We start from the raw sequence: 25,097 nt of genomic DNA, 5'->3' as shown, positions 1-25,097 counted from the left end.
GATTCTGCACTTGTTTCCAAGGCATATAGCGTTCGCATGATGCTACGGCCATGCCCAAGCACGCGCAAAGGTCGTGCCAGACAGGGGAATGTGACTGTTAAGGCACAACGCGGCACGACTGTCCGGCGATTTGTGCATCGCGCAGGTGAAAGGGGACGGATACGGGCGCATCTGCGGCAGATTTCATTGGCGCCCCTCGCGCAGCCATGCCCCCAAGGCAAACCCTGCGGCCAGCAACAGCCAAAGCCAGCCGGGCAACAGGGCGGCGCTGCGCAATTCGGTTGTCATATAGGCATCGCGCGGGGTTACACCCAGCCAGCCGCGTCCGGCGGCGGTCCGGCCTTCGCGCACCGTCCGCAGATCGGGCAGTCCCGATTCCAGCGTTATAACCCCGCCGCGTTGCGCGTCGATGATCGGGCGCAGATGGTTCGGGGTTGCAATGGTTTCCTCAAACTCGCGCGGCGCACTTGGCCCTAAGGCCACGACAGTTTCCAATTCGCCGTCGGACAACCGATACAGCCCGATTTCGGGGGCCTGCCATTGTGTGCGGTATTCGCCCGGCGCGTCCTCGGTCAGGTCCAGAACTGTTTCACTGCCATCGGGTGCATGCACCGTGACCGCGCCAACCTCGTCGCGCAAGCTGCGCCGCAAAATGGTGACAAGGTTGCCTTCGGTTGTTGCTGTCAGGGTTTCTTCTTCAAGTTCGGGTTCGCCCATCATCCAATGGGCAAGCCTGCGCAGCAGTTCCAGTTGAGGGCCGCCCCCCTCGAAGCCACGATCCCAAAGCCATGTCTGGTCCGATGCCAGTAGCGCCAGCCGTCCACCGCCGACACGGTCCAGCATCAGAAGCGGGCGATCATTCGCGCCGGTCATCACGACCTGTCCACGTTGGGGGTCCAGTTCAATCTGGCGAAACCAGCGTCCCCACGCAGGGCTGCCATCGTCGGACACGGGCGCCTGCGCGTGCAGCCCGCTGGTGACCGGATGGCGCTGGCCCAGTTCGGTGATTGCGGGACGAAACCCTTGCTCTATCACGCGCGATGTGGGGCGTGCAGGGAAGATATCGCCCAAGGGTGAACGCCAGATCGACTCTGCCCCTGCCAGTTCGGGGCCACCCACGACAAGCAGGGCACCGCCCTCTTCGACATAGCGGGCGATATTGCTGAAATAGGCGTTCGGCAGAATGCCCCGACGGCGATAGCGGTCAAAGATGATCAGGTCGAATTCGTCAATCTTGTCGACGAATAATTCGCGCGTGGGAAAGGCAATAAGCGACAGCTCGTCCACGGGAACCCCGTCCTGACGGTCCGGCGGGCGCAGAATGGTGAAATGCACAAGATCTACGGCCGGATCGGATTTCAGCAGGTTGCGCCATGTGCGTTGTCCGGCATTCGGTTCGCCCGAAACCAGCAGAACGCTTAGCCGGTCGCGCACCCCGTTGATTTGCACAATGGCCGCATTGTTGCGTGTGGTCAGTTCCCCCGGCGCCTCATCCAATTCGAATTGCAGGACATTCATGCCGCCGCGATCCAGTGTGACGGTGATTTCCAGCTCTTCGCCGATGGGCACCATGGCCGTTTGTTCATCCGCGCCGTCGATTGCATAGCGCAGTGTCGTGAAGCGCGACATGTCAGGGGGCACAGCGCCTTGGTCCTCGACCATCAAGGTCAGGGTGACAGGTTCGCCGATGATGGCAAATGCAGGGGCGTTGCGAATGATCAGCCTGCGGTCCCAGTCGCTGGCGCGTCCGGTTTGCAACAGGTGGGCGGGGGCAGGCACAGATACCGGCATATCCGCATCATGCACCTGACCGTCGGAGATGACGAAAACACCCGCCAGCCTGTCGCGGGGCAAATCTGCCAGTGCCTCGGTCAGGGCTGTATTCAGTTGTGTTCCTGTATTGCCGGTGCCGTCCGATACTGTGACAACGCGTGTATCCAGCGCCAGTTCAGCAAGTTCGTCCTCCAGATGGGCAAGGGCGGCTTCGGTTTGCGCATCACGTCCCCCGATCCGGTTCGACGCCGTATCATCGACCATGACCAGCGCGATATCGCTTAGCGCCTCGCGGGTTTCATGTTGCAGGGACGGGTTGGCCAGCGCCGCCAGCACGGCAAATGCGGCCAGCCCGCGCAACCACCACCCCCGCAACCCCTGCCACAGGGCAAGTGCAACCATTGCTGCGGCCAAGCCGGCCAGCCCCCACAGCACCAGCACGGGCACCAATGGTGACAAAACGATATCCTGCGCGCCGGTCATTGTCCCAACCTTTCCAGCAGGGCGGGCACATGCACCTGATCGGATTTGTAATTGCCGGTCAGGACATGGGTAATCAGGTTCACGCCGAACCTGTAGGCCATTTCGCGTTGCCGTTCGCCCGTAACCCCTGTGCCGATACGGAACATCGGTTGGCCACCTTCATTGACGGCCCATGCAGACGCCCAGTCATGCCCGCCAATGATGACCGGCGTGACCCCGTCATTCAGGTTTCTGAAGGGCATGCCCTCGGCTTGTTCGGCATCTGGTGGTGCGGCTTCGACCCAGACATCGCGGCCGGTATGCCGGCCCGGAAAATCCTGTAGCAGGTAGAAGGTGCGCGTCAGCACATGATCCTCGGGCACAGGTTCCAGCGGCGGAATGTCCAGCGGGCGCGCGATGGCTTGCAGGCGGCGCGCTTCGGGTGTGGTTCGTGTCAGTCCGGCCAGTTCCGCATCACGCGTGTCGAACATGATCATACCACCGCCGCGCAAATAGCGGTTCAGTTTCGCATAAGCCGCGTCTGACGGGATGGGCGTGTTTTCCGTGATGGGCCAGTAGATGAATGGAAAGAAGGTCAATTCGTCGCCTTCCAGATCAATGCCAATAGGGCTTGCCGGTTCGACCGATGTGCGCTGGAACAGCACCCGTCCCAAACCGCGCAGCCCGGCCTGCGCCACAGTGTCGATGCGCGTATCGCCGGTCAGGACATGCGCCAGAACCACATCCGATGTTGCCGCCAGTGCCAGACGGTCATCATCTGCCTGCGCAAGCTGCGGGGCGGAAAACACCAGCACAGCCGCGGCCAGAAGTGCCGTGGTTGCCCCGCGCGCCCCACCTGCGCGCCGCAACCTGCCCGACAGCCACAGTGCCGCAAGAATGTCCAGCGTCAATGCCCCGAAGCCGATAAGCAGGAACAAGGCCCTCAGGTCGCGTTCCTGGGCCATGCTGTCGCGCTCGATCGTGACAGATGCGGGCCAGTTGCTGGGCAGTAATTCCATATCATGATCGCCGATATTCAGTGCAAAACTGCCTGCCGCGCTGGTATAGACGCCGGGCGGGACATTCGGGCCGAAGGCGCGGTCTGCAAGGGCGCGGCCCGCAATGACTGGTGCCGAACTTGCGTCCAGAACCTGCCCGAACCCGTCAAGGGCGCGCTGCGGTTGCCAGTCCATGCCCGCCAGATCCTGTGCGCTGGGCGCGGCGGGGCGGGTCGACAGGGCCAGACGTTCCAGCATGTCAACGAACAGTCCCGACAAGGGCAGGTTGGACCAGTCCGCATTCGCAGTCGTATGAAACAGAACAATCTGCCCGCTGCCGCTGAATTTGCGTGTGACCAATGGTGTGCCATCGGCAAGCGACGCAATCGTGCGTTCCCCCAAGCCTGGGTCGGGCTGGGCCAGAACTTGTGCGCTGATGGTGACATCTTGCGGGATACTTAGCCCCGCGAAGGGCGATTCCTGCGCAAAGTCGCGCAGGCTGCGGGGTTCACCCCAACTCATGGCACCCCCGACCGTGCGTCCACCGATGCGCAGGCGCACAGGCAACAGCGGGTCCTCGTCGCTGCGCGCGACATCACTTGCGGCCAGCCGTGGCCCCGCAAAGCGCAGCAGCAATCCGCCATCATTGACGAAATCCAGAACTTGCGCGGTTTCCACTTCCGACAACTGGGCAATATCGACAAGGATCAACGCGTCAGGCGCGGTTAACAGAAGGTCGTCAACCGACGCGCTTTCAATCAGTTCCGACACCGGCCCAAGGGCCTGTCGAAGGTACAGGAAGGGTGAAAGCAGGTCTAACCCCTCGCGCCCCTCGCGTCCTGTCAGCAGGCCGACCTTGCGCCGTTGCAGCGCATCATCGGTCAGGGCAACTGCGCCCGCGCTGCGTTCGCCCGCGATCTGGAAACGGGTGATCCTGTTGCGCAATTCGGGCTGCAAGGTCAGATCAAGTGACGCTGTGGTGCCGTTTTCCGAAAAGCTGGCGCTTCCATTGGCCAGAATACGTTCCACCCCTGACGGGTCGCGGCCGGTGGCGGAAATCTCGATTTCTTGTGCGGGCAGACCGGTAGCACGATGTGCTGTCAACTGCACGACGCCATCTTGCAAAACCGGCGGTGCCAGTGCCATGGCGGGGCGCGACGTTTCAAATACAGTGACTGTGCCGCGCTGTTGCAACGCGTCCAGAACGTCCGACCGATAGGGATGTGACAGCCCGTCCGACAACCAGTAGCTGTCAAAATCATCCTCCAGCCCCGATATCCATTCACGCACATCGCCTGCATCTGCGGTAAAAGGCGCTGGGGCGAATGCAGGCAGGCGGTCCAGCCAATGGTCCGCCGCGCGAAAGGTGATCGCGTCTGCGGGCAGGTCGGTCAGTGCGACCACCGCGACAGGGCGGCCTGTGCGGCCTGCCTCGGTCAGGATATCGCGCATCCTTGCCTGTCGTTGCGGCCAGTCGCGCGCACTGGCCCAGCTTGCGTCACTCAGCACCAGCAGCGGGCCGGTGCCGTCGCGCGCAGGTTGCGGGTTCAGCACAGGGCCGGAGAAGGCGATAACCAGTCCCGCCACAGCCAGCGCCCGAAGCGCCAGCAGCCACCATGGTGTCCTGTCGGTTTCCGACGTCGCATCCTTCAGGCCGATCAGCAATGCTACACCGGGAAAGCGCCGGATGACGGGGGCAGGCGGGACCGCGCGCAACAGCCACCACAGAAGCGGCAGCGCCAGCAGGGCCAGCAATAGCGCAGGTGCCGCAAAGCCTATCGGGCCAAGTGTAAACATCACACCACCCGCCTTGCGTCCAGCTGTTGCCACAGCGACATCAGCACCAGCCCCGCGGGTTGGTCCGTGTGGTGGGTCAGCATATGCCAGCCGGTCGCACGGGCCAGCCCCGCAAGCATGTCCTTGCGTTCGGCCAGTCGGTCCCGATAGCGCGCACGCAGATCTGCGGCCCGCAAGGTTTCATGGCGCAGCCTGCCCCCCATCGAGGTGAAGATGGACCGGCCCTGAAAGGGAAACTCTTCTTCTGCAGGGTCCAGCACCTGCACCAGCGTCCCGCGCACGCCTTGATCTGCGGCGCGCCCTACCGCATCTTGCAGCGCCGTCTGGTCGCCCAGAAAATCCGACAGAAAAACAGTTTGGCTGTGCGGGGGCAAGACGATCATGGGCGGTGCACCGTAATCGTCGCCGGACGCAGTGTCGACCAGCCGTGCGGCCAGCGGATCAAGCTGCGCGCGTCCCGCGCGCGGCGGCAGGTCCGGCATAAGTCCGACACGTTCGCCGCCTTTCAGCAACAACACCGCCAGTGCCAGTGCCAGCACCTTCGCGCGATCGGCCTTTGACGGGCGTGACTTATGCCCGAAGAAGGCCATTGCCTGTGATTGATCCACCCAAAGGGTCACAGCCTGTGCGGCCTGCCATTCGGTTTCCCGCACGAAATGCGCATCGGACCGTGCGGAACGCCGCCAGTCGATTCTTGCGCCCCAATCCGATGCGGTTGCGGGCCGGTATTGCCAGAATTCGTCACCCGTTCCCGCCCGTCTGCGTCCATGCGCCCCCGGCAGAACCGAGGCCGCAAGATGCTCGGCCTGCGCGAGTAGCGCGGGCAGGGGGGCCGCAAGCCCTTCTGCGCGGCTGCGAAGGGTCGCGTGCAGGGCTGCGTCGGTTCGGGTCAAGCAGCATCCTCCAGACGGGTGGCGGTTGCGGCGACGCGGTCGATGATGTCGCCAAGGTTCTCACCGCGTGCCCTTGCGGCAAATCCAAGGGCCATGCGATGCGACAGCACAGGCCGTGCCATGGCGGCGACATCTTCCAGTGATGGTGCAAGCCGCCCGTCCAGCAGCGCCCGCGCACGCACGGTCAGCATAAGTGCCTGTGCCGCGCGTGGCCCGGGCCCCCAGCTGACAGCTTCGCGCGCCGCCTCATGGGCTTCCGGCTCGTTCGGGCGGCAGGCGCGCACCAGATCAAGAATGGCATCCACCACGCCCGCCCCGACCGGCATGCGGCGCAAAAGCGCCTGCGCTTCCAGCAATTCGGCGGCAGTGAAAACCTGATGGGCCGCGCCGTCCTCCAGCCCTGTTGTGGCCAACAGGATATCACGTTCCGTGTCGCGATCGGGATAGACGACATCGATCTGCACCAGAAACCGGTCCAGCTGTGCTTCGGGCAGGGGATAGGTGCCTTCTTGCTCAATCGGGTTCTGGGTGGCGAGCACATGGAACGGACGTTCCAGTTGGTGATGTGCCCCCGCGACAGTAACTTCGCCTTCTTGCATTGCCTGCAAAAGGGCGGCTTGCGTGCGCGGGCTGGCGCGGTTGATTTCATCGGCCATCAGCAGCTGGCAAAAAATCGGCCCCTCAATAAAGCGAAAGGCGCGCTTGCCATCCTCGGAAATGTCCAGAACCTCGGACCCAAGAATGTCGGCGGGCATCAGGTCGGGGGTGAATTGAATGCGGTTGCCCTTCAGGCCCATGACGGTCGATACGGTGTCCACAAGGCGTGTCTTGCCAAGACCGGGCAGGCCGATCAGCAGGCCGTGACCCCCGCACAGCATGGCCGTAAGTGTCAGGTCAACCACGTTTTTCTGTCCGATGAAACGACGGTTGATGCTGGCGCGCGCCTGCGCCAGTTTATCGCCCAAAGCCTCGATTGCGGCAATCAGGTCTGTTTCTGTGCTCATCCGGGCGCTCCTTCGGGGTGAATTTTCGTCCTAAAAGACTATCTGTTATGTAGTGACTTATCGCATAGGCGGCCAATGACAAAAACACCTGATGAACAAAATAGCGTGACCCCGTCGGCAGATACGCTTGCGCAAGCCGCCAGTGCCGCAGCCAAAGGCACTGGCCTGCCGCCTGTGCATCTATGGAATCCGGCATTCTGCGGCGATCTGGACATGCGTATCGCCCGCGACGGGACGTGGTTTTATCAGGGCACACCCATCGGCAGGCCCGCATTGGTGCGGCTGTTTTCCAGCATATTGAAGTTGGAGGAAGGCAAGTATTTCCTTGTCACTCCGGTCGAGAAGGTTGGAATTACCGTGGATGACGCACCATTCGTGGCCGTGGATTTCCGCGTTGAAGGCAGTGGGCGGGACCAGCGGCTGGTGTTTGTCACCAATGTCGGGGACGAAGCTGTTGCCGGTGCCGATCACCCTATTCGCGTCACCCGCGATCAAGGCTCGGGCGAGCCTGCGCCTTATGTCATGATCCGCAGCGGGCTGGAGGCGCTGATCGACCGCAAAAGCTTTTACCGGCTGGTGGAATTGTGCACCCATGAACACCATGCGGACGGGCGCTGGTTCGGGCTTTGGTCTGGCGGGGTGTTTTTTCCTGTGATTGCGTCAGAAGAACTGGGTTAGTGTTCCGGTTGGCCTTAGGTGGCCCTTCGCACCTGAATAAAGCCCGCGCCATCGGCGGCCTGCGGCCTTGGCTCCGCGCCTTGGGACGATACCCAGCGACCGCTTCAGACCAGTTTCAACCGGATCAGTGCGTTGCCTTATGTGGGCTGCTGGGGCGTTACACCCCGATCATGGTCCCTTGCAACACGGCAACGACCTTGCGGGCGTCCCCCGCTATGGCCACCACCTCGGCGCGCACAACAACAAGCCTGCGGCCTGCGCGGACAACCTCGCCAGTGGCCTCAAGCCTGTCGCCAATTGCGGGGGATAGCAGGTTGATCTTCATTTCTGCGGTCATCACTTCCTGCCCCGCCGGCATGGATGTCAGCGCGGCATAGCCTGCGGCGGAATCGCCCAGTGCAAACGCGACTGCTGCATGTGCCGCGCCGTGTTGCTGGCCGAATGCGGGCAGGATCGGGGCATGAATGATGCAGCGCCCCTGCATGGCCGCTTGCAATTCCGCGTTCAGGCTGGCCATCATGGATTGTCGGGCGAAACTGTCTGCGATGCGCGGATCAATCATGGCACGAACTCCGGTTTCTGGCATGTGCGGCGGGCAGCTGGTAGCGACCTGCGCGGGCATTCATATTCGGGGCACGGCCATGTTGTATCAGGAACTTATCCGGCGCAAGCGCGATGGTGACACGCTGTCAGCGGCAGAACTTGCGGCAATCGTCGCAGGCATTTGCGATGGCAGCATGGGCGATGCGCAGCTTGGTGCATTTGCAATGGCGGTTTTGTTGCGCGGCATGGACCTGACGGAGCGTGTGGCCCTGACAACCGCGATGCGCGACTCTGGCGACGTGCTGCAATGGGATCATGGCCCCGTCATTGACAAGCATTCGACCGGCGGCGTGGGGGATGCTGTGTCCCTGATGCTGATCCCCGCACTGGCTGCCTGCGGGGCTGTGGTGCCAAGTATTGCGGGGCGTGGTTTGGGGCATACGGGCGGCACATTGGACAAATTGCAATCGATCCCAGGCTATGACATTGCGCCAGATGCGGCGCGTCTGCGGAAAATCGTTGCGCAGACAGGGTGCGCCATTGTCGGGCAGACAGCAGCCCTTGCCCCCGCCGACAAGCGGTTCTACGCGATCCGTGACATTACCGGCACTGTTGAGTCGCTGGACCTGATCACGGCATCCATCCTGTCCAAGAAGCTGGCGGCGGGGCTGGATGCGCTGGTGCTGGATGTGAAATGCGGCAATGGCGCTTTCATGACCGACCAAAATGCGGCGCGGGAACTGGCGCGCGCACTGGTTGATGTGGGCAACGGGGCGGGATGCCGCACAATGGCCTTGATAAGTGACATGTCGCAGCCCTTGGCCAGTGCTGCGGGAAACGCGCTGGAACTGGGCGTTGCCGTTGATTTCCTGACCGGACGCGCGGTTGAGGCGCGGCTTTGGGACGTGACCTGCGCATTGGGGGGGCAGGCGTTGACACTGGCAGGGCTTGCGCAGGATCCGGACCACGGGCGGGGCCTGCTGGAAGCTGCGTTCAGGTCCGGCAAGGCCGCAGAATGTTTCGGGCATATGGTTGCGGCCTTGGGCGGGCCAACGGATTTTCTGGAAAATTCCGCCACCTATCTGCCTGCCGCGCCGGTTGTCCGGTCCGTTCCCGCACCTGTGTCAGGGGTGGTGACCGGCTATGATACGCGGGCCATCGGGGTGGCGGTCATCACACTGGGTGGCGGGCGGCGGCAAGCGTCAGACAGGATCGATCCGCGCGTCGGGTTTTCGGACATTGTCCCTGTCGGAACACGGCTGGAACAGGGCGATACGCTGGTGCGCATCCATGCTGCAGACGCCGTCCATGCGGATGATGCGATTGCAACCTTTTTGCGTGCCTGCACGATTGGGGACGCCGCGCCCGCACCGTTGCCCCTGATTTCAGCGTGTGTTGACCCCTGATTCCATGCGCCGCGCGCGCCGTGCCGCACCAGCGCCCGACAGGATGAGGACCACCAGTCCCCAGACCGGTATATCGCCATAGCGCGCATATAGTGTCGCAGGCAAAGCACCGGGCAGGAGCGCATCAATGAAACCCGTTTCACCCAATCCCAGTTCCGCCACCAGACCACCGCGCGCATCAATCACGGCCGATACGCCGGTATTGGCCGCGCGCAAGACGGGCAGCCCTTGTTCGACCGCGCGCAACCGCGCCTGCGCAAGGTGCTGGAAGGGGCCGGTCAGTTCGCCAAACCATGCATCATTGGTGACTTGCAGCACCCAGTCAGGTCGTTCGGTTCCCCGCAGATGACGCGGGAAAATGGATTCATAGCAGATCAGCGGAAGGGCCTGCCCAAGCGGTCCCATATCCAGCAATGCAGGGCCATGACCCGCGCTGTAGCCGCTTAGGACCTGCGCGGCAAAACCCGCAAGTCCCGTGCCCAGCAGGAATTCCGACAAGGGCACATATTCCCCGAAGGGCACCAGATGGTGCTTGTCATAGACCTGCGTGACCTGCGCGGTGATATCCAGAACGGCCAGACTGTTGAAATACCGCGCCCCGTCATAGCGTTGAACCCCGAATGCCAGTTGTGTTTCGGGTCCGTGTTCATGCGCCGCCTGCGCCATCATCATCAGGCCGTCGCCCGCATATTCCAGAAAGAACGGGACGGCTGTTTCCGGCCATACAACCAACGCAGGTGCGGGGTCGGCGGGGGCGGCAGTCTGGTCCAGCAGACGGTTGAAAAACCGTTGCGGATTGTCGCCCTGCCATTTCTCGGACTGCGGTGCATTGGGTTGCGCAAGGCGGATCACATGGTCTTGGGGTGGTGGCAGATCGGTTTGCGCGTTGCCCCAGACCCAAAGGCCCGCCATCAGCACCACGCTTGCAGCGAAGCCCCCCATACGCTGGGGCAATCGTGATCCCAGTGCGGGCAGCAGGGCCACCACAAGCACCAGAAGGCTCAGCGCGCCAGCGCCCCCCAATGCCGCAAGTTGCATAAATGGTGTGCCCACCAGAACATGACCCAGCATCGCCCATGGGAAACCGGTGAAAACCCAGCCGCGCAACAATTCAAACCCGACAATGCCCCCCACCAATGCAGGCAGGCGGCCGCGCCCATATGCCAGCCGTGCAGCCAGCCATCCGGATGCGGCCCAGAACAGCGCCAGTCCGCCCGCCATCAGCACCAGCGCAAACGGGGCCATCCAGCCATGGCGTTCGGGTTCGATGAAAAACGGCTCCACAATCCAGAACAGGCTTGCGCCGAAATACCCCGTGCCCGCCGCCCATAGGCGCCAGCCCCACTCTTTGGGCGTGGCATGCACCGGCAGGCTGTAAAACAAGAGTGCGGCCGCGCAAATCGTGGCCCACCACCACCCCAGCGGTGCCTGACCTGCCGCCATTACGGTCCCGATTGCGCCATATCCAAGCAGCAAGGACCAGCGCGCAGCTTTGGACGGGGAAGGGCGGTTGCCCGTCATGGTGTCACGGGTTTGCGCAGGGCTTCCGGAATATGTATGCGCACACGCTCTATCCGGCGCAGCCCCGCGTCAATCACCTCGAATTCCAGACCAGAGTCATGGGTGATAAGTTCCCCACGCACCGGCACGCGCCCGACCAGCACGAACACCAACCCGCCAAGCGTGTCGATCTCTTCATCCTCATCCTCGGATGTCAGCGGGAAGCCCAGACGCAGCTCCAGTTCCTCCAGCGGGGTTCGTGCGTCCGCCAGCCATGTTGCGGGGCTTTCCTCATGGATATGGGCTTCCTCGGCGGTGTCATGTTCATCCTCGATCTCGCCCACGACCTGCTCCAGCAGGTCCTCGATGGTGACCAGCCCGTCGACGCCGCCATATTCATCGATCATCAGGGCGAAATGCGTGCGTTCAGCCTGCATCTTGCGCAACAAAACGCCCAGCGGCATGGATGGGGGAACATACAATATCGGCCGCAACAGCGGGGCCAGATCAAGATCATGATGGCCGTTGAACCCGTAATGCAGCGCCAGATCCTTCAGCAAAAGCAAGCCCACCGGATTATCCAGTGTCTCGGCATAAACGGGAATGCGTGAATATCCGGACTCGCGGAAGGCCTGCACGAATTCCGCAAGCGGCGCGTCTTGTTCAACGGCAACAATCTCGGCTTTGGGAACGGAAACATCCTCGACGCGCATCGCGGACAGGTTTGCCAATCCGGGCAGGGCCGGACCTAAACGGTTTGTCCCGCTGTCGTCGTCTTGGGTGTCATCGGGGGAAAATGCGTCAAACAGGCGGCCAAACAGGCCGCGGGTTTCGCTGTCTTTTGGATCATCCTGCGCGCGCTGCGCTGCTATAGATCCGTCTGTGGTGTCGCCCATGGGTCCTTTCCAGTGCTAATGTGGCATCTCTGCCCCGTCCGCATATGGGTCTGCCACCCCCAATAATGCAAGTATACGGATTTCGATTTCTTCCATCAGGGCGGCATCTTTGTCACGGATATGGTCATATCCCAACAGATGCAGCGTCGAATGCACGACCAGATGCGTGACATGATCGCCAAATGCCTTGCCTTGCTCCTGTGCCTCTCGGGCACAGGTTTCATAGGCTATTGCGATGTCGCCCAGCGATTCGGCATCATTAGGGTCGCCTTGTTCGGGGCGCTCGGGGGTGCCACCGTCCTGTTCCGCCGCCAGATCCCAGCTTGGCCAGCTTAGAACATTGGTCGCCAGCGGTTTGCCCCGAAACTGGCCGTTCAGCGCTGCAATCCGGGTATCATCGCAGGCCAGTAACGCAATTTCAAAGCCTGTGGTCGGCAAGCCCAAACTTCGCAGGGTCGCATTGGCCGCGTTTTGCGCCAGTTCTTCCAGTGCGGCAGCATTCCAGCGATCATCCTCGATAACCAGATCGACCAGCGGTGTGGTGTCAGCCATGCTGTTCTTCGTCACGTTCATAGGCCTGAATGATGCGGGCCACCAACGGGTGGCGCACCACATCCGCCGATGTAAAGTAGCTGAACCCAATGCCCTTGACGCCTTCAAGGATACGTTCCGCAGCCCGCAAGCCCGAATGCATGCCGCGCGGCAGATCGACCTGACTGCGGTCACCTGTAATCGCCATGCGCGACCCTTCGCCCAGACGTGTCAGGAACATTTTCATCTGCATCTCGGTCGCGTTCTGCGCCTCGTCCAGCACCACGAAGGCGTTGGACAGCGTGCGACCACGCATGAAGGCCAGCGGCGCAATTTCGATGCGGCGTTCTTCCATCAGCTTCTGCAATTGTTTGCCGGGCAGGAAATCGTTCAGCGCATCATATAGTGGCTGCATATAGGGGTCGATTTTTTCCTTCATGTCGCCGGGCAGAAAGCCCAGACGCTCGCCCGCCTCTACGGCAGGGCGTGACAGCAGGATTTTGTCGACATGGCCGTCTGAAAACATCTGCACTGCCACGGCAACAGCAATATAGGTTTTGCCGGTGCCCGCTGGGCCAATGCCGAAATTCATCTCATGTTCCAGCAATGCGCGTGCATAGGCTTGTTGCGCTTCGGTGCGGGGGATGATGCTTTTCTTGCGGGTGCGGATTTCCAGCTTGCCGGTGCGGAACATTTCCAACTGCTCCTGTGGTCCGTCATCCGCTGGGGTTGCGCGGCCCATTCGGATAAGCGCAGCAATATCGCCCGATTCGATCTGGCGACCTTCTTCCAGCATTTGATACAGCGTGCCCAGAACCTGCGCGACCAATGCACGCACATCTTCCGCACCAATGATTGTCAACTGGTTGCCGCGCCGCAGGATCTGCACGCCAAGCTGACTTTCAAGATGGGTCAGGTTGCGATCATACTCGCCGCATAAATCAACCAGAAGGCGGTTGTCGGAAAATTCCATATGCGACTGCGCTGTGTCCAGCGGGGTGTGTGACGGGGTCAAGGCGTCTATGCCCAAGAAGTTCTCCCTATAATGATCGCGGGTTTTTGCGACGGTGTTTCTTCATGCTGCCAATTGCGTTGTCCGCTGGCAAGGATTGTTTGTAGGGATGGACCCCATGCCACACGATATCGGCGATGCATTGCTGTTTTACGCACCAGATGTAGCGCAGATGTGACAATGCCCCAGTTATTCTGCCTGATAATACCGCCTGTGCGACAATACGGGCGCGTCAAATCCCGATGCGTTAAACCAGAACGCCCGCAAGGGAGTTGGTGTTGCTCTCGATGATTCTGACGCGCCGGATCTGGCCCCTCTCGACACTCGGGTCGGTCACATGCACGGCGTGCAAATAGTCCGACTTGCCCGTCATCTGTCCGGCGGTGCGGCCCTGCTTTTCAAACAGGACATTCACGTCCCGCCCGACCATGGCAACCTGTGCCGCGCGCTGCTGGTCTGTCAGCAATGCCTGCAGGCGGTGCAGGCGTTCGCTGGACACATCATCGGGCACGCATGGACGTTCGGCCGCAGGTGTTCCGGGCCGCGCGGAATACTTGAAGCTATAGGCCTGACCGTACCCGACCTGTCGCACCAGTGTCATCGTATCCTCGAAATCCTGATCGGTTTCGCCCGGAAAGCCCACGATGAAATCACCCGAAAGCAGCAAATCGGGACGGGCATTGCGCAGCCGTTCGATCAGGCGCAAATAGCTTTCCGCCGTATGTTTGCGGTTCATCGCTTTCAAAATCCGGTCGCTGCCAGATTGCACCGGCAAATGCAGGTAGGGCATCAGTTTGGGTTCATCCCCATGCGCGGCAATCAGGTCATCATCCATGTCATTGGGGTGCGATGTCGTAAAGCGAATACGCTCCAGCCCGTCGATGCGCGCCAACTCTCGGATCAGGCGCGCCAGCGTCCAGCTGCCGCCATCGCCCGCGCCATGATAGGCGTTGACATTCTGCCCCAGCAGCGTGATCTCGCGCACCCCGCGCGCAACCAGATCGCGTGCCTCTGTCAGAATGCGGGCGACGGGGCGCGAAACCTCGGCCCCGCGGGTATAGGGAACCACACAGAAGGCACAGAACTTGTCGCACCCTTCCTGCACCGTCAGAAACGCGGTCGGGCCGCGCATTGCGCGGGGTGGTTCGGGCAGATGCTCGAATTTGTCTTCTTCGGGGAAATCGGTGTCCACCGCGCGCGCGCCCTTGCGCACTGCTTCCTCCATGGCAGGCAGCCGGTGATAGGTCTGCGGCCCGACCACCAGATCGACAAGCGGCTGCCTGCGCATGATCTCCTCGCCCTCGGCCTGGGCCACGCAGCCGGCCACCCCGATTTTAAGATCGGGATTCGCTGCCTTCAGCGGCTTAAGCCGGCCCAGTTCGGAATAGACCTTCTCGGCGGCTTTCTCGCGGATATGGCAGGTGTTTAGCAAAATCATATCGGCGTCATCTGCGCGGTCTGTCAGCGCATAGCCGGATGCGCCCAGCGCTTCCGCCATGCGTTCGCTGTCATACACATTCATCTGGCAGCCATAGGTCTTGATGAATAGTTTTCTGGTGTCGGCCATTGGCCCCCCTTGCCGCGCTTTATCGGGATTGCGTGGCCATACCGTAAACGCGCCCAACCCTCAAGCCGGTCAGATAGCCGCGCTTGCGACCTGCGGCAAGGTAAGCATTGCACGAATTGGTAAATGGTCGGATGCCTTGCGGGCCAGTTCCGTATCATGTGCGCGCAAATCGCTGACAAGCGCCTGACGACAACTGATGATGCGGTCCAGTGGAAGGACCGGCATTTGTGCGGGGAAACTGGCGATTGTCGCGGCCGACCGCTTCACCGCGCGCAATTCGCGCCGCATCGGCATGAGGGAGCATCGCGTGCCCAGACGCCATTCATTAAAATCCCCCATAACCAATGTCGGGCGCCCGTCCCCCCCGTCAATTTCTTCGGACAGGCGGCGGGCTTGCAGCAACCGGGACTGGTGCAGCAGTCCCAGATGTGCGGTGATCAATCGCAAGGGCTGTCCGTTCAGCATAATATCGGCCACGATCGCGCCGCGCGGTTCCAGACCGGGCAACGAGATGGCGCGGGCCTGTTGCACTTCGGCGCCGCGCAGCAACAGTAAATTGCCATGCCAGCCATGTGCGCGCGTGCCCAGCCTGTCGGTCAGGGTGACTGCGGTCAAACCCGTCTCATCGCGCAACATATCAGGGTCCAGCACCCCCTTGCGGTCGCCAAAACGGCGATCTACCTCTTGCAGCGCAACAATATCAGCCCCCAATTCGCGGATTACCCGAACAGTTCGTGCCGGATCACGTCGCATATCGGTTCCGACCGCCTTGTGAATATTGTAGGAACTGACAATCAGATCGGACATTGGCCTTTGGGGTTTGAATACAACATGGACTATATATGCGATTGCGAGGAGTGTTTCACAATAGCCGGATGTCCTCAAGAATTCGTTAAGGCACAAGCATGACCCGCTTCGAGGCGATTGATGCGCTGGTCATCGGGGCTGGTCCGGCCGGACTGATGGCCGCGCAGGTGCTGGCAGCGTCCGGCCGCAAAGTCGTGATTTGCGACGCCAAACCATCGCCCGCGCGGAAATTCCTGATGGCAGGCAAGTCGGGCCTGAACCTGATCAATGCGGCCCCGCTTGAACAGCAAATTGGGCACTACGGGGCCGCCGCCGGATGGCTGGACCCGGTGCTGCGCGCCTTCGGGCCTGACCAGATCCGGGATTGGGCCAATGATCTGGGCGCGGATCTGTTTACCGGCTCGTCTGGCCGTGTGTTCCCGCGCGTGATGAAGGCCTCTCCGTTATTGCGGGCATGGCTGGCGCGGCTGGACAATGCGGGTGTCCGCCTGCGCAGGGGGTGGCGCTGGCAGGGGGGGGCGTTCGACTTCGCGACCCCGGACGGGCCACGTCATCTGGCACCGCGAACATGCGTGCTGGCGCTGGGCGGGGCAAGCTGGGCGCGGCTGGGTTCCGACGGGCGCTGGGTGGCCGAACTTGCGGCGCGCGGCGTGCCGCTTGAACCGTTCCAACCCGCCAATATGGGGTTCATTGTGCATTGGTCCGGTCACATGCGCGCCCATTTCGGCGCACCGGTCAAGGGCGTGCTGCTTCGCGCGGCTGCGCATTCCGTGCGTGCGGAATTCGTTATTTCAGCGCGTGGCGTCGAGGGGGGCGGAATCTATGCCCTGTCGCGTCCCTTGCGTGACGGCGCGGCGCTGGTGCTGGATCTATTCCCGGACCGCACCGTGACCGACATTGCCGGACGTCTAGCGGCGCAACCCGCAAAACTGTCCACTGCCAACCGGCTGCGCAAGGCGCTGGGGTTGTCAGGGGCGCGGCTTGCATTGGTGCATGAACTAGCCCGCCCCTTGCCAGCAGACGCGACCGACCTTGCCAAACGCCTGAAGGCGCTGCCCGTCCCGCTGCAAGGCCCCCGACCGCTGGACGAGGCCATCTCGACCGCAGGCGGGATCAAGCGGTCCGCGCTGACCGACGGGCTGGAAATACGCAACTGGCCAAATGTTTATGCGGCGGGCGAAATGCTGGACTGGGAAGCGCCGACTGGCGGCTATCTTCTGACCGCCTGTCTGGCCACAGGGCATTGGGCGGGTCGGCATGCGGCGCAGCACTCCTGATTTCATCTTGCCAAAAATACTCAAAATACTACGCCCGCAACAGAGCATGTCGCTCAAAAACGGGAACCGGTTCTGAGCTTCCCGAACATGCGCTATGGGCGCATCGGCTGCTATGCAGGCCGCAGGTTCAGCGCGCGTTCCTGCACAGGCAAATGCACAATGGCCGAAAACAGCCCCACACCCACGCCGACCCACCAGACCAGCGTGTAATCCCCATGCAGATCATACAACGCCCCGCCCAGCCAAACCCCCAGAAAACTGCCCAACTGATGGCTGAAAAACACAATCCCGTATAGTGTTCCCATATAGCGTAGCCCGTAGATATGCGCGATCAGCCCTGATGTCAGAGGCACTGTGGCCAGCCATAGCGCCCCCATGACAATCGAGAACAACAGCACCGAACCCGGCGTGATGGGCGACAGGATGAAGGCCGCCGCAACCACTGTCCGCGCCATATAGATTGATGCCAGCAGGTATTTCTTGGAATAGCGTTTGCCCAGCCATGCCGCTGCCAGAGTGCCCGCAATATTGGCCAGCCCGATCAGGGAAATGGCAACAGCGCCCAATGCCGATGTCGTGGTAATGCCAAAGGCTGCAAGCATTCCGTCGGGGTTGATGGGGCCGCACATTTCAGTGACCATCGCGGGAAAATGCGCGGTAACGAAGGCCAGCTGATAGCCACAGGAAAAGAAGCCCAGAAAAATCAGCGTGAAACTGGGGTCGCGAAACGCCTGTTTCAGCGCGGCACCCATGCTTTGTTCCAGTTCCGCGCGACTGGCGGGGGCAGGGCTGCGCATCATCGGCAGCGCAAACAGGCTTAGCAGCACCAGTGCCGCGAAAATGACAAACACGCTTTGCCATGAATAGAACGACAGCAGGATTTCGGCCAATGGTGCCCCGAAGACCTGTCCGGCACTGCCCGCCGCCGTCGCAATGCCCAAGGCAAGGCTGCGATTTTCATCGGATGCGGCGCGCCCGACCACCGCCAGAATGACCCCGAATCCCGTGCCTGCAACCCCGAACCCCACAAGGATTTCCAGCATCTGATGCGCGCCGGGCGTCACCGCGAAGGATGACAATACAAGCCCCGCCGCATAGACCAGTGCACCCAGAAAGATTGCGCGGCGGTCCCCGAAGCGTTCGGCAATTGCGCCGAAAATCGGCTGGCCAATGCCCCAAGCGAGGTTCTGAATGGCAATGGCCAGTGAAAATTCAGCCCGCAGCCAGCCGAATTCTTCGGCAATGGGAATCTGGAACACACCGAAACTGGCGCGGATGGCAAAGCTGATCATGATGATAATGCAGCCCCCGATCAGCACAGGGGTCATCAGCGGCGCGCGGGGGGCATGGGACATGGCGGGTGCTCTCAGAAATATGCGCTTAACATGTTCAATTCCGAAAGCTGCGTCAAGCGGTTACGCGACCAGTGCCTCGGCGTGTTTCAGGTCCACACTGACCAGCTGGCTGACGCCGCGTTCGCCCATCGTGACCCCGAACAAACGGTCCATCCGCGCCATCGACAGTGCGTTATGGGTGATGATCAGATAGCGGGTTTCGGTCCGGCGACACATTTCATCCAGCAGGTCGCAGAACCGCGCGACATTGGCATCATCAAGCGGCGCGTCCACTTCGTCCAGCACGCAGATCGGCGCAGGATTGGCCAGAAAGACCGCGAAAATCAGCGCCAGCGCGGTCAAGGTCTGCTCGCCCCCCGACAGCAGTGACAGGATGGACAGTTTCTTGCCCGGTGGCTGGCACATGATTTCAAGCCCTGCATCCAGCGGATCGTCACTTTCAACCAGCACAAGTTTCGCCTCGCCACCCGTGAACAGATGGGTAAACAGCGTCGAGAAGCTGGCATTCACCTTGTCAAACGCGATCAGCAAGCGTTCGCGCCCTTCGCGGTTCAATGCGTTTATGCCGGACCGCAATTTTGCAATGGCCGCTTCCAGATCCGCTTTTTCCTGAACCAGCAGATCATGTTCGGTCTGCACCTCGCGGGCGTCCTCCTCGGCGCGCAGGTTCACGGCCCCCAACGCATCACGGGCGCGACGCAGGCGGGTCAGTTCCTCGTCCAGTGCGGTTGCATCCGGCATGGTGTCGGGGTCGGTGTCCAGCTGTTCCAGCAGCGCCTGCGGGGTTGTCTCCATCTCCTCGGCGATGCGGGTTTCGGCCAGTTTCACAGTCTCGCGGGCCGCGTCACGACGCGCTTCGATGCGCGCGCGCGCCTCTCGGGCATCGGATGCGGCCCGTTCGGTGGCGCGTTCCCTGTCTGCGGCATCGCGCGCGGCGGTTTCTGCGGCGGCCAGCTGGTCGCGCGCTGCCGCGTGGCGGGCTTCGGCGCGGGTGATTTCATCGGCAAGCTCGGCGCGTTTCTCGGCCAGTTCCTCGGGGGCGGCGCTGGCCTCTGCCAACTCGTCCTCGGTCGTATCTTTGCGGGTTTCCAGATCACGAATCCGCGTTTCGGCAGTTTCCAACCTGTGGCGCCATCCGCTTAGGGATTTCGTGATCTCTTGCCCGCGTGTCATGCGCGCTTTTGCGTCACGTCGCAACTCATCCGCCTGCGCACGATGCGACATCATGGTAATGCGCGCCGCTTCGACAGTCAGGCGCAATGTGTCGGTTGCCCTGCGTGCCTGATCAAGATCCGGCAGTTCGTCAAGCTGTTCGCGCGCGGCAGACAATGTGTCCGACAAGTCCTCGACATCATCGGCGAAACGCGCCATCTGGGCCGCTGTATTTTCCAGCCGGACCTGTGCACTATCGCGTGCAGCTTCCGCGCGCGACAATGCACGGCCCATTTCCGTCAGGCGCTGGTCGGCGGCGCGACGGGCATCGCGCGCCTGTCGTTCGGCGGCGGTCAGGGCGTCGAGGCGTGTCTTCAATGCGCCATGCGCGTCGCGGGCGCTGTGCAGGCGTGCCTCGGCCTGTTCCAGATCCCGCTTCAGCCTGTCCAGACGGTTGATTTGCTGCAACCGCAGCGCAGCGGTGCTGGGTGCGTCCTGTGCGGCAACATGCAACCCGTCCCAACGCCACAGATCGCCTGTCAATGTGACAAGTCGTTGACCGGGGCGCAGCGCAGGCTGCAATCGGGCGCCGTCGGCGGCATCAATCAAGCCCGTCTGTGACAGCCTGCGCGACAGGGCATCCGGTCCCTGCACATGGGGCACCAAGGCTGCCGCGCCATGGGGCAGGGGGGCTGCATCATCATAGCCCGGCAATGCCACCCAGCCTGAACCGCCATCTGACAGGGGCGCGCGCAGATCGTCGGCCAATGCCGCGCCGATTGCCAGTTCATGCCCGTCTGCCACGCGCAACAGGTCCAGAAGCTGGGTGCCGTCGCCGCTGTCACGGTCGATCAGTCGCGACAAGGCTGCCGTTTCCGCGCGCAAGGTGCCTGCCTCGCCCTCGGCCTCGGACAGGGCGCCGCGGGCATTGGCTTCTTCGGACTGGGCGTGCTGGCGGGCCTCCTCGGCCTCTTGCAGGGTGGATTCGGCGTCTTCGGTCAGCGATTGCGTTGCGTCCAGTTCCTCTTGGGCCTGTGCCAGCTCATCCTCGGCAGCTTGCAGGGCGGCTTGCGCCTGTGCATGGGCATCTGCCGCTTGCAGGCTCGCGTTCTGCGCTTTGGCAAGCGCGCCTTCCAGTTCGCTGATCTGGCGTTCGGCGGATTGGTGCCGCGCGGCCAGACGCGCCACATCTTCGGTGGCACTCGTCAGGTCTGCTTCGTGGTCTGCCAGAAGCTGTGCTGCCTCGGCGGCGGTGGCTGCCGCGGCTTCAAGCTTTTCCTCATGCCCGTCCGCGGCACGGGCAAGCTGTTCCTGTTCCCATTCCAGTTGTCCGATCGTTTCGGACGCATCGCGGTTCAGGCCGGATTCGCGGTCAATATCCTGCGCCAGTTGAAGCACGCGGGACTGTAGCGTGCGGATTGTTTCCTGTGCGCGCGATTCCTCGGCGGTCAGGGTGTCACGGCTGACCTGCAAGCGTTGCAGCACGGCACCTGCGATGGCGTCTTCTTCGCGCAAGGGGGGCAGGCTGTCCTCGGCGGTCTGACGGGCGCGGCTGGCTTGCTGCGCGTCCGTTTCTGTCTGGGCGCTGGTGATCAGGGCGGCATGCAATGCCGTCTCGGCGTCAAGTCGGGTCTGATCCGCCTCGCGCCAGCGCCGGTACAGCAGCAGCCCTTCCACCTGACGCAACCGTGTGCCGATCTGGCGATAGCGTTCGGCCTGCCGTGCCTGTCGGGACAGTTGCGCCAGTTGCTGGGCAAGCTGGTCGATCACATCACTGACGCGTTCAAGGTTCGTTTCGGTCGCGCGCAAACGCAATTCGGCTTCGTGGCGGCGCTGATACAGGCCGGAAATCCCGGCAGCTTCTTCCAGTATGCGGCGGCGGGCCTTGGGCTTGGCGTTGATAAGTTCTGAAATCTGGCCTTGCCGCACCAGTGCGGGGCTGTGCGCGCCGGTGGATGCATCGGCAAACAGCATCTGCACATCTCGCGCGCGCGCTTCCTTGCCATTAATCTTGTAGGCGCTGCCCGCATCGCGTGTGATCCGCCGCACAACGTCCAGTGTGTCGGCATCATTGAACGCAGCAGGCGCCACGCGGTCGCGGTTGTCAAGTTGCAGGGTGACTTCGGCAAAATGGCGGGCAGGTCGCTGGTCGGTTCCGGCAAAGATCACATCTTCCATGCCCGCGCCGCGCATGGCTGTGGGGCGGTTTTCACCCATGACCCAGCGCAACGCTTCCAGCAGGTTGGACTTGCCGCAACCGTTTGGGCCAACCACGCCTGTCAGGCCCTGCTGGATCACCAGATCCGTAGGGTCTACGAAGCTTTTGAAGCCGTTCAGGCGCAGGCGGGTAAATTGCACGAGTGGGTGAACCTTTGGGTCAATCCGGTCCAGTCTGGCCGCAAGCCCAGCCCAGAGTCAAGGCCGTTGCGCTGCATGTCGCCCTTGGCCGGAAGTTATCCACAAGATGTTGAGTCTGGTGCGCGCCGCCTGCGACATTGCACCACAGTGTATTTTGCAAACATATAATCATATTCATGATTGTGTATATGAAAGAAAGGAGACACCCATGTCCCATACTCCCGCACGTCCGGCAGACACCTATTCGCCGCTTTACTTTCTTGCCTCGCTTGGGGCCGGTGGGCTGGCGGTCACCTTTTTCATGTGGCTTATGCATTGGCTGCCACATCCTGGCAAAACGGTGCCGGTGTTCGAGGATATCTCCGCCGCCTTCACCACTGGTGGCGCAGTAACCCAAGGCATGATCGTTCTGGCAATGGCTGGTATTGCAATCTTTGCCTTCCTGAACCTGAAACTTCTGGTCTGGAACCTGCGCAGTTTCAGGGGCTGGACGAGAACCGAGGCATATACCAAATTTGCCAAAACCAATGCCCAAAGTCAGGTTCTGGCACTGCCGCTGGCGCTGGCCATGTCGATAAATGTCATGTTCATTCTGGGCATGGTCTTCGTGCCGGGGTTGTGGTCGGTGGTGGAATACCTGTTTCCGCTGGCATTGATCGCGTTTGTGGCCATCGGGGCCTATGCGTTCAAACTCTATGGTGGTTTTCTGGGCCGTGTCCTGACCGAGGGCGGTTTCAACTGTGCGGCCAATAACAATTTTGGCCAGATATTGCCCGCTTTCGCCTTCGCCATGGTCGGTGTCGGACTGGCCGCACCTGCTGCCATGAGCACGCTGCCCGCGGTGGCGGGACTGGGCCTTGTGCTGTCCACATTCTTTCTGATGACAGCGGGCATTATCGCAGTTGTTGCCATGGTGCTGGGTCTGCGGTCCATGATGGAGCATGGCGCAAATCCCGAAACTGCGCCGACATTGTCCATCATCGTGCCCCTGCTTGCGGTGCTGGGCATTCTGGGCTTGCGCCAAAGCCACGGTCTTAGTGCGCATTTCGGGTCGCCCGAGATGACAGGCGAAACGCTGGCCATGCTGACAAAATTCCTGTCGGTGCAGATCCTGTTCTTGCTGTTTGCGGGTCTGGTGCTCATCCGTCAGGGCTATGCGCAGCGGTTCATCTTCGGGGCTGAAAATTCGCCGGGGTCCTATGCACTGGTCTGCCCTGGCGTGGGGTTTGCGGTGCTGACCCATTTCTGGCTGAACAAGGGGCTTGTTGATGCGGGCTTGGTCGTGAAATTCGGTGCAGGATATTGGGCCATCACGGCTGTCGCGCTGGTATCGCAGTTCGCAATGATCTGGCTGGTCTGGCAGTTGAACCGCCGCCATTTCGGCACACCGAAGAATGCCACCGCTGTGCCGGCAGAATAACCCCGCGTCATGACCGATAAAAAGGGCCGCATCACGCGGCCCTTTTATTTTTGCGCGGATCGGGCCTAATGGGCAGGCCAACAAAAAGGTTTTCCAATGATTCACGCCCTTGCCCTGATTCTGCTGTGCCAACTGGCGGGCGAAGCCCTGTCGCGTTTGTTCGCACTGCCCGCCCCCGGCCCTGTGCTGGGGATGGTGCTGTTATTCGTCCTGATGCTGACAGTGCCGCGGCTGGGCGATTTCATGCGCCCCACGGGCGAGGGGATTTTGCGCCACCTGTCGCTTCTGTTCGTGCCTGCGGGTGTGGGCGTGGTCGGGCATTTGCGCCAGTTGGGGGAAAACGGTCTGGCATTGGGGGTGGCTCTTGTTGCCTCAACCGTGCTGGCGATTGGGGCGGGTGTGCTGACATTCGTGCTGGTGGCACGGCTGACTGGCGCGAAAGGGGGCGAAGATGCGTGATTTCGCCGAAATATGGTCCTATCTGGCCGAGTCCCCCCTGATCTGGCTGAGTGCAACGCTCATTGCCTATCTGGCGGGGGATTATATGGCGCAGCGCGCAGGGCGCGCACCCTTGGTTAATCCGGTTCTGGTGGCCGTTATCTTGTTGGCAGCGCTGCTATGGGTCACGGATACCACCTATGCGACCTATTTCGAGGGGGCGCAATTTGTCCATTTCCTGCTTGGCCCTGCCACGGTCGCACTTGCCGTGCCCCTTTGGCTGAACTGGCCAACTGTACGCCGCGCGGCGCTACCGATTGTTGCTGCGTTGCTGGCGGGGTCCGGCATGGCGGTGTTGTCGGCACTGGCAATCGGCCATGCCATGGGCCTGTCGCCCGAATTGTTGGCCACACTTGCGCCCAAGGGCACAACCGCGCCCGTGGCGCTGGGCATCAGCCAGAACCTTGGCGGATCGCCCACATTGACGGCTGTTCTGGTTATCCTGACGGGCATGATCGGGGCAATTGTCATAACGCCCATGATGAACATGATGGGCATCCGTGACTGGCGTGCGCGCGGCTTCGCCGTGGGGGTGGCAGCGCATGGCATCGGGACAGCGCGCGCATTTCAGGTCAATCCGCAGGCGGGCGCATTTGCGGGCATCGGTATGGGGCTGAACGCCATGCTGACCGCGCTGCTGGCCCCTTGGGCACTGGGGCTGTTCCAGTAACCTGCGTTACCCCAACTCCTTCATCAGGCGGCGCTTTTGCTTGTCCCAATCGCGCTTGGCCTCGGTCGCGCGCTTGTCGGCAAGTTTCTTGCCCTTGGCTATGGCAATCTTGATCTTCACCAACCCGCGATGGTTGAAATACATCACCAGCGGCACCAGCGTCATGCCGTCCTTGGCCGTGGCCGCCCAAAGTCGTGCCATCTCGCGCTTGCTGACCAAAAGCTTGCGGCGGCGGCGTTCCTCATGGCCCCAGATGGTGGCCTGCTTGTAGGGTGCGATGTAGGAATTCACCAACCACAATTCACCTTCATCCACACTTGCATAGCTTTCGGCAATATTGGCCTTGCCTTCGCGCAGGGATTTCACCTCGGAACCGTGCAGCATGATCCCGCATTCAAGGTCTTCTTCAATGGCGTAATCATACCGCGCGCGGCGGTTTTCAGCAATGATACGGTAATTCGGGTCTGATTTCTTGGCCATGTCAGTGCAGATAAGGGGCC

At 61.7% G+C, this 25,097-nt stretch carries 20 protein-coding genes; 6 read left to right on the top strand and 14 right to left on the bottom strand.

What is annotated here, in order from left to right:
• Positions 1–183 precede the first annotated feature (183 nt).
• From ACTIE1_RS05315 to ACTIE1_RS05300, 4 genes are read right to left on the bottom strand one after another with little or no spacing between them, the layout of a single operon-like run.
• Positions 184–2,256 carry a hypothetical protein gene (locus ACTIE1_RS05315; RefSeq protein ID WP_439562338.1) on the bottom strand — a complete coding sequence of 691 codons (2,073 nt, stop codon included), beginning with the start codon at positions 2,254–2,256 and terminating at the stop codon, positions 184–186.
• Complete coding sequence (locus ACTIE1_RS05310) at positions 2,253–5,030, bottom strand: DUF4159 domain-containing protein (protein ID WP_439562337.1); 2,778 nt, start codon at positions 5,028–5,030, stop codon at positions 2,253–2,255. The genes ACTIE1_RS05315 and ACTIE1_RS05310 overlap by 4 nt, the downstream gene beginning before the upstream one ends.
• Positions 5,030–5,923 (bottom strand): DUF58 domain-containing protein, encoded by an 894-nt coding sequence (locus ACTIE1_RS05305; RefSeq protein WP_439562336.1) that lies wholly within the window; start codon positions 5,921–5,923, stop codon positions 5,030–5,032. Before ACTIE1_RS05305 ends, ACTIE1_RS05310 begins: the two co-directional genes overlap by 1 nt.
• Positions 5,920–6,927 (bottom strand): AAA family ATPase, encoded by a 1,008-nt coding sequence (locus ACTIE1_RS05300; RefSeq protein ID WP_439562335.1) that lies wholly within the window; start codon positions 6,925–6,927, stop codon positions 5,920–5,922. The genes ACTIE1_RS05305 and ACTIE1_RS05300 overlap by 4 nt, the downstream gene beginning before the upstream one ends.
• A 75-nt stretch (positions 6,928–7,002) precedes the next feature.
• Between ACTIE1_RS05300 and ACTIE1_RS05295 the strand changes: the two genes are divergently transcribed.
• Entirely contained in the window at positions 7,003–7,605 is a 603-nt protein-coding gene (locus ACTIE1_RS05295) for a DUF1285 domain-containing protein (RefSeq protein ID WP_439562334.1), read from the top strand.
• A 157-nt stretch (positions 7,606–7,762) separates the two neighbouring features.
• Here ACTIE1_RS05295 and ACTIE1_RS05290 read toward each other — a convergent pair whose 3' ends face one another.
• Entirely contained in the window at positions 7,763–8,167 is a 405-nt protein-coding gene (locus ACTIE1_RS05290; RefSeq protein WP_439562333.1) for a PaaI family thioesterase, read from the bottom strand.
• 79 nt (positions 8,168–8,246) lie between these two features.
• Here ACTIE1_RS05290 and deoA point away from each other — a divergent pair, with 79 nt between their 5' ends.
• Positions 8,247–9,554 carry a thymidine phosphorylase gene (gene deoA, locus ACTIE1_RS05285; RefSeq protein WP_439562387.1) on the top strand — a complete coding sequence of 436 codons (1,308 nt, stop codon included), beginning with the start codon at positions 8,247–8,249 and terminating at the stop codon, positions 9,552–9,554.
• Here deoA and lnt read toward each other — a convergent pair.
• The 6 genes from lnt to ACTIE1_RS05255 form a co-directional block, all read right to left on the bottom strand.
• Entirely contained in the window at positions 9,534–11,075 is a 1,542-nt protein-coding gene (lnt, locus tag ACTIE1_RS05280) for an apolipoprotein N-acyltransferase (protein ID WP_439562332.1), read from the bottom strand. The two genes, deoA and lnt, sit on opposite strands and share 21 nt — an antisense overlap.
• A complete protein-coding gene (locus ACTIE1_RS05275) occupies positions 11,072–11,950 on the bottom strand; it encodes a hemolysin family protein (protein ID WP_439562331.1) in 879 nt (292 codons plus the stop codon). Before ACTIE1_RS05275 ends, lnt begins: the two co-directional genes overlap by 4 nt.
• 15 nt (positions 11,951–11,965) lie before the next feature.
• Complete coding sequence (gene ybeY / locus ACTIE1_RS05270) at positions 11,966–12,502, bottom strand: rRNA maturation RNase YbeY (protein WP_439562330.1); 537 nt, start codon at positions 12,500–12,502, stop codon at positions 11,966–11,968.
• Positions 12,495–13,511 (bottom strand): PhoH family protein, encoded by a 1,017-nt coding sequence (locus ACTIE1_RS05265; protein ID WP_439562329.1) that lies wholly within the window; start codon positions 13,509–13,511, stop codon positions 12,495–12,497. The genes ybeY and ACTIE1_RS05265 overlap by 8 nt, the downstream gene beginning before the upstream one ends.
• Positions 13,512–13,740: 229 nt before the next feature.
• Positions 13,741–15,060: a tRNA (N6-isopentenyl adenosine(37)-C2)-methylthiotransferase MiaB gene (gene miaB, locus ACTIE1_RS05260; protein ID WP_439562328.1), complete on the bottom strand. Its 1,320-nt coding sequence runs from the start codon at positions 15,058–15,060 to the stop codon at positions 13,741–13,743.
• A 69-nt stretch (positions 15,061–15,129) separates the two neighbouring features.
• Positions 15,130–15,867, bottom strand: coding sequence for an endonuclease/exonuclease/phosphatase family protein (locus tag ACTIE1_RS05255; protein WP_439562327.1), 738 nt, complete (start codon positions 15,865–15,867; stop codon positions 15,130–15,132).
• 116 nt (positions 15,868–15,983) lie between these two features.
• Between ACTIE1_RS05255 and ACTIE1_RS05250 the strand changes: the two genes are divergently transcribed.
• A complete protein-coding gene (locus tag ACTIE1_RS05250) occupies positions 15,984–17,144 on the top strand; it encodes an NAD(P)/FAD-dependent oxidoreductase (RefSeq protein ID WP_439562386.1) in 1,161 nt (386 codons plus the stop codon).
• A gap of 110 nt (positions 17,145–17,254) precedes the next feature.
• Here the strand turns inward: ACTIE1_RS05250 and ACTIE1_RS05245 are convergent, their stop codons facing one another.
• Together ACTIE1_RS05245 and ACTIE1_RS05240 are read right to left on the bottom strand one after the other, a co-directional pair.
• Entirely contained in the window at positions 17,255–18,499 is a 1,245-nt protein-coding gene (locus ACTIE1_RS05245) for an MFS transporter (protein WP_439562326.1), read from the bottom strand.
• Between the two features lie 60 nt (positions 18,500–18,559).
• Positions 18,560–22,009, bottom strand: coding sequence for a chromosome segregation SMC family protein (locus tag ACTIE1_RS05240; protein ID WP_439562325.1), 3,450 nt, complete (start codon positions 22,007–22,009; stop codon positions 18,560–18,562).
• 208 nt (positions 22,010–22,217) lie between these two features.
• Between ACTIE1_RS05240 and ACTIE1_RS05235 the strand changes: the two genes are divergently transcribed.
• The 3 genes from ACTIE1_RS05235 to ACTIE1_RS05225 all read left to right on the top strand — a co-directional run bounded on the left by ACTIE1_RS05235 (position 22,218) and on the right by ACTIE1_RS05225 (position 24,597).
• Complete coding sequence (locus ACTIE1_RS05235) at positions 22,218–23,429, top strand: TsoY family (seleno)protein (RefSeq protein ID WP_439562324.1); 1,212 nt, start codon at positions 22,218–22,220, stop codon at positions 23,427–23,429.
• Between the two features lie 96 nt (positions 23,430–23,525).
• On the top strand, positions 23,526–23,888 hold the full coding sequence (locus tag ACTIE1_RS05230) for a CidA/LrgA family protein (RefSeq protein WP_439562323.1): 363 nt from the start codon (positions 23,526–23,528) through the stop codon (positions 23,886–23,888).
• Positions 23,881–24,597 (top strand): LrgB family protein, encoded by a 717-nt coding sequence (locus tag ACTIE1_RS05225; RefSeq protein ID WP_439562322.1) that lies wholly within the window; start codon positions 23,881–23,883, stop codon positions 24,595–24,597. Before ACTIE1_RS05230 ends, ACTIE1_RS05225 begins: the two co-directional genes overlap by 8 nt.
• Positions 24,598–24,603: 6 nt before the next feature.
• Here the strand turns inward: ACTIE1_RS05225 and smpB are convergent, their stop codons facing one another.
• Entirely contained in the window at positions 24,604–25,077 is a 474-nt protein-coding gene (smpB, locus tag ACTIE1_RS05220) for an SsrA-binding protein SmpB (protein ID WP_439562321.1), read from the bottom strand.
• Positions 25,078–25,097: the final 20 nt, after the last annotated feature.

This window comes from Roseinatronobacter sp. (genome assembly GCF_051859525.1).
Classification (GTDB): domain Bacteria; phylum Pseudomonadota; class Alphaproteobacteria; order Rhodobacterales; family Rhodobacteraceae; genus Roseinatronobacter.
The sequence above is the reverse complement of the archived record's forward strand: the minus strand, read 5'-3'. Positions and strand labels throughout refer to the sequence as shown.

Excerpts from the sequence above, each read along its gene's own strand:
- ACTIE1_RS05290 (WP_439562333.1), bottom strand. The coding sequence starts at position 8,167 with ATGATTGATCCGCGCATCGCAGACAGTTTCGCCCGACAATCCATGATG.
- ACTIE1_RS05235 (WP_439562324.1), top strand. The coding sequence starts at position 22,218 with ATGTCCCATACTCCCGCACGTCCGGCAGACACCTATTCGCCGCTTTAC.
- ACTIE1_RS05295 (WP_439562334.1), top strand. The coding sequence starts at position 7,003 with ATGACAAAAACACCTGATGAACAAAATAGCGTGACCCCGTCGGCAGAT.
- ACTIE1_RS05300 (WP_439562335.1), bottom strand. The coding sequence starts at position 6,927 with ATGAGCACAGAAACAGACCTGATTGCCGCAATCGAGGCTTTGGGCGAT.
- smpB (WP_439562321.1), bottom strand. The coding sequence starts at position 25,077 with ATGGCCAAGAAATCAGACCCGAATTACCGTATCATTGCTGAAAACCGC.
- ACTIE1_RS05275 (WP_439562331.1), bottom strand. The coding sequence starts at position 11,950 with ATGGGCGACACCACAGACGGATCTATAGCAGCGCAGCGCGCGCAGGAT.
- deoA (WP_439562387.1), top strand. The coding sequence starts at position 8,247 with ATGTTGTATCAGGAACTTATCCGGCGCAAGCGCGATGGTGACACGCTG.
- lnt (WP_439562332.1), bottom strand. The coding sequence starts at position 11,075 with ATGACGGGCAACCGCCCTTCCCCGTCCAAAGCTGCGCGCTGGTCCTTG.
- ybeY (WP_439562330.1), bottom strand. The coding sequence starts at position 12,502 with ATGGCTGACACCACACCGCTGGTCGATCTGGTTATCGAGGATGATCGC.
- ACTIE1_RS05255 (WP_439562327.1), bottom strand. The coding sequence starts at position 15,867 with ATGTCCGATCTGATTGTCAGTTCCTACAATATTCACAAGGCGGTCGGA.
- ACTIE1_RS05245 (WP_439562326.1), bottom strand. The coding sequence starts at position 18,499 with ATGTCCCATGCCCCCCGCGCGCCGCTGATGACCCCTGTGCTGATCGGG.
- ACTIE1_RS05315 (WP_439562338.1), bottom strand. The coding sequence starts at position 2,256 with ATGACCGGCGCGCAGGATATCGTTTTGTCACCATTGGTGCCCGTGCTG.
- ACTIE1_RS05225 (WP_439562322.1), top strand. The coding sequence starts at position 23,881 with ATGCGTGATTTCGCCGAAATATGGTCCTATCTGGCCGAGTCCCCCCTG.
- ACTIE1_RS05230 (WP_439562323.1), top strand. The coding sequence starts at position 23,526 with ATGATTCACGCCCTTGCCCTGATTCTGCTGTGCCAACTGGCGGGCGAA.
- miaB (WP_439562328.1), bottom strand. The coding sequence starts at position 15,060 with ATGGCCGACACCAGAAAACTATTCATCAAGACCTATGGCTGCCAGATG.
- ACTIE1_RS05310 (WP_439562337.1), bottom strand. The coding sequence starts at position 5,030 with ATGTTTACACTTGGCCCGATAGGCTTTGCGGCACCTGCGCTATTGCTG.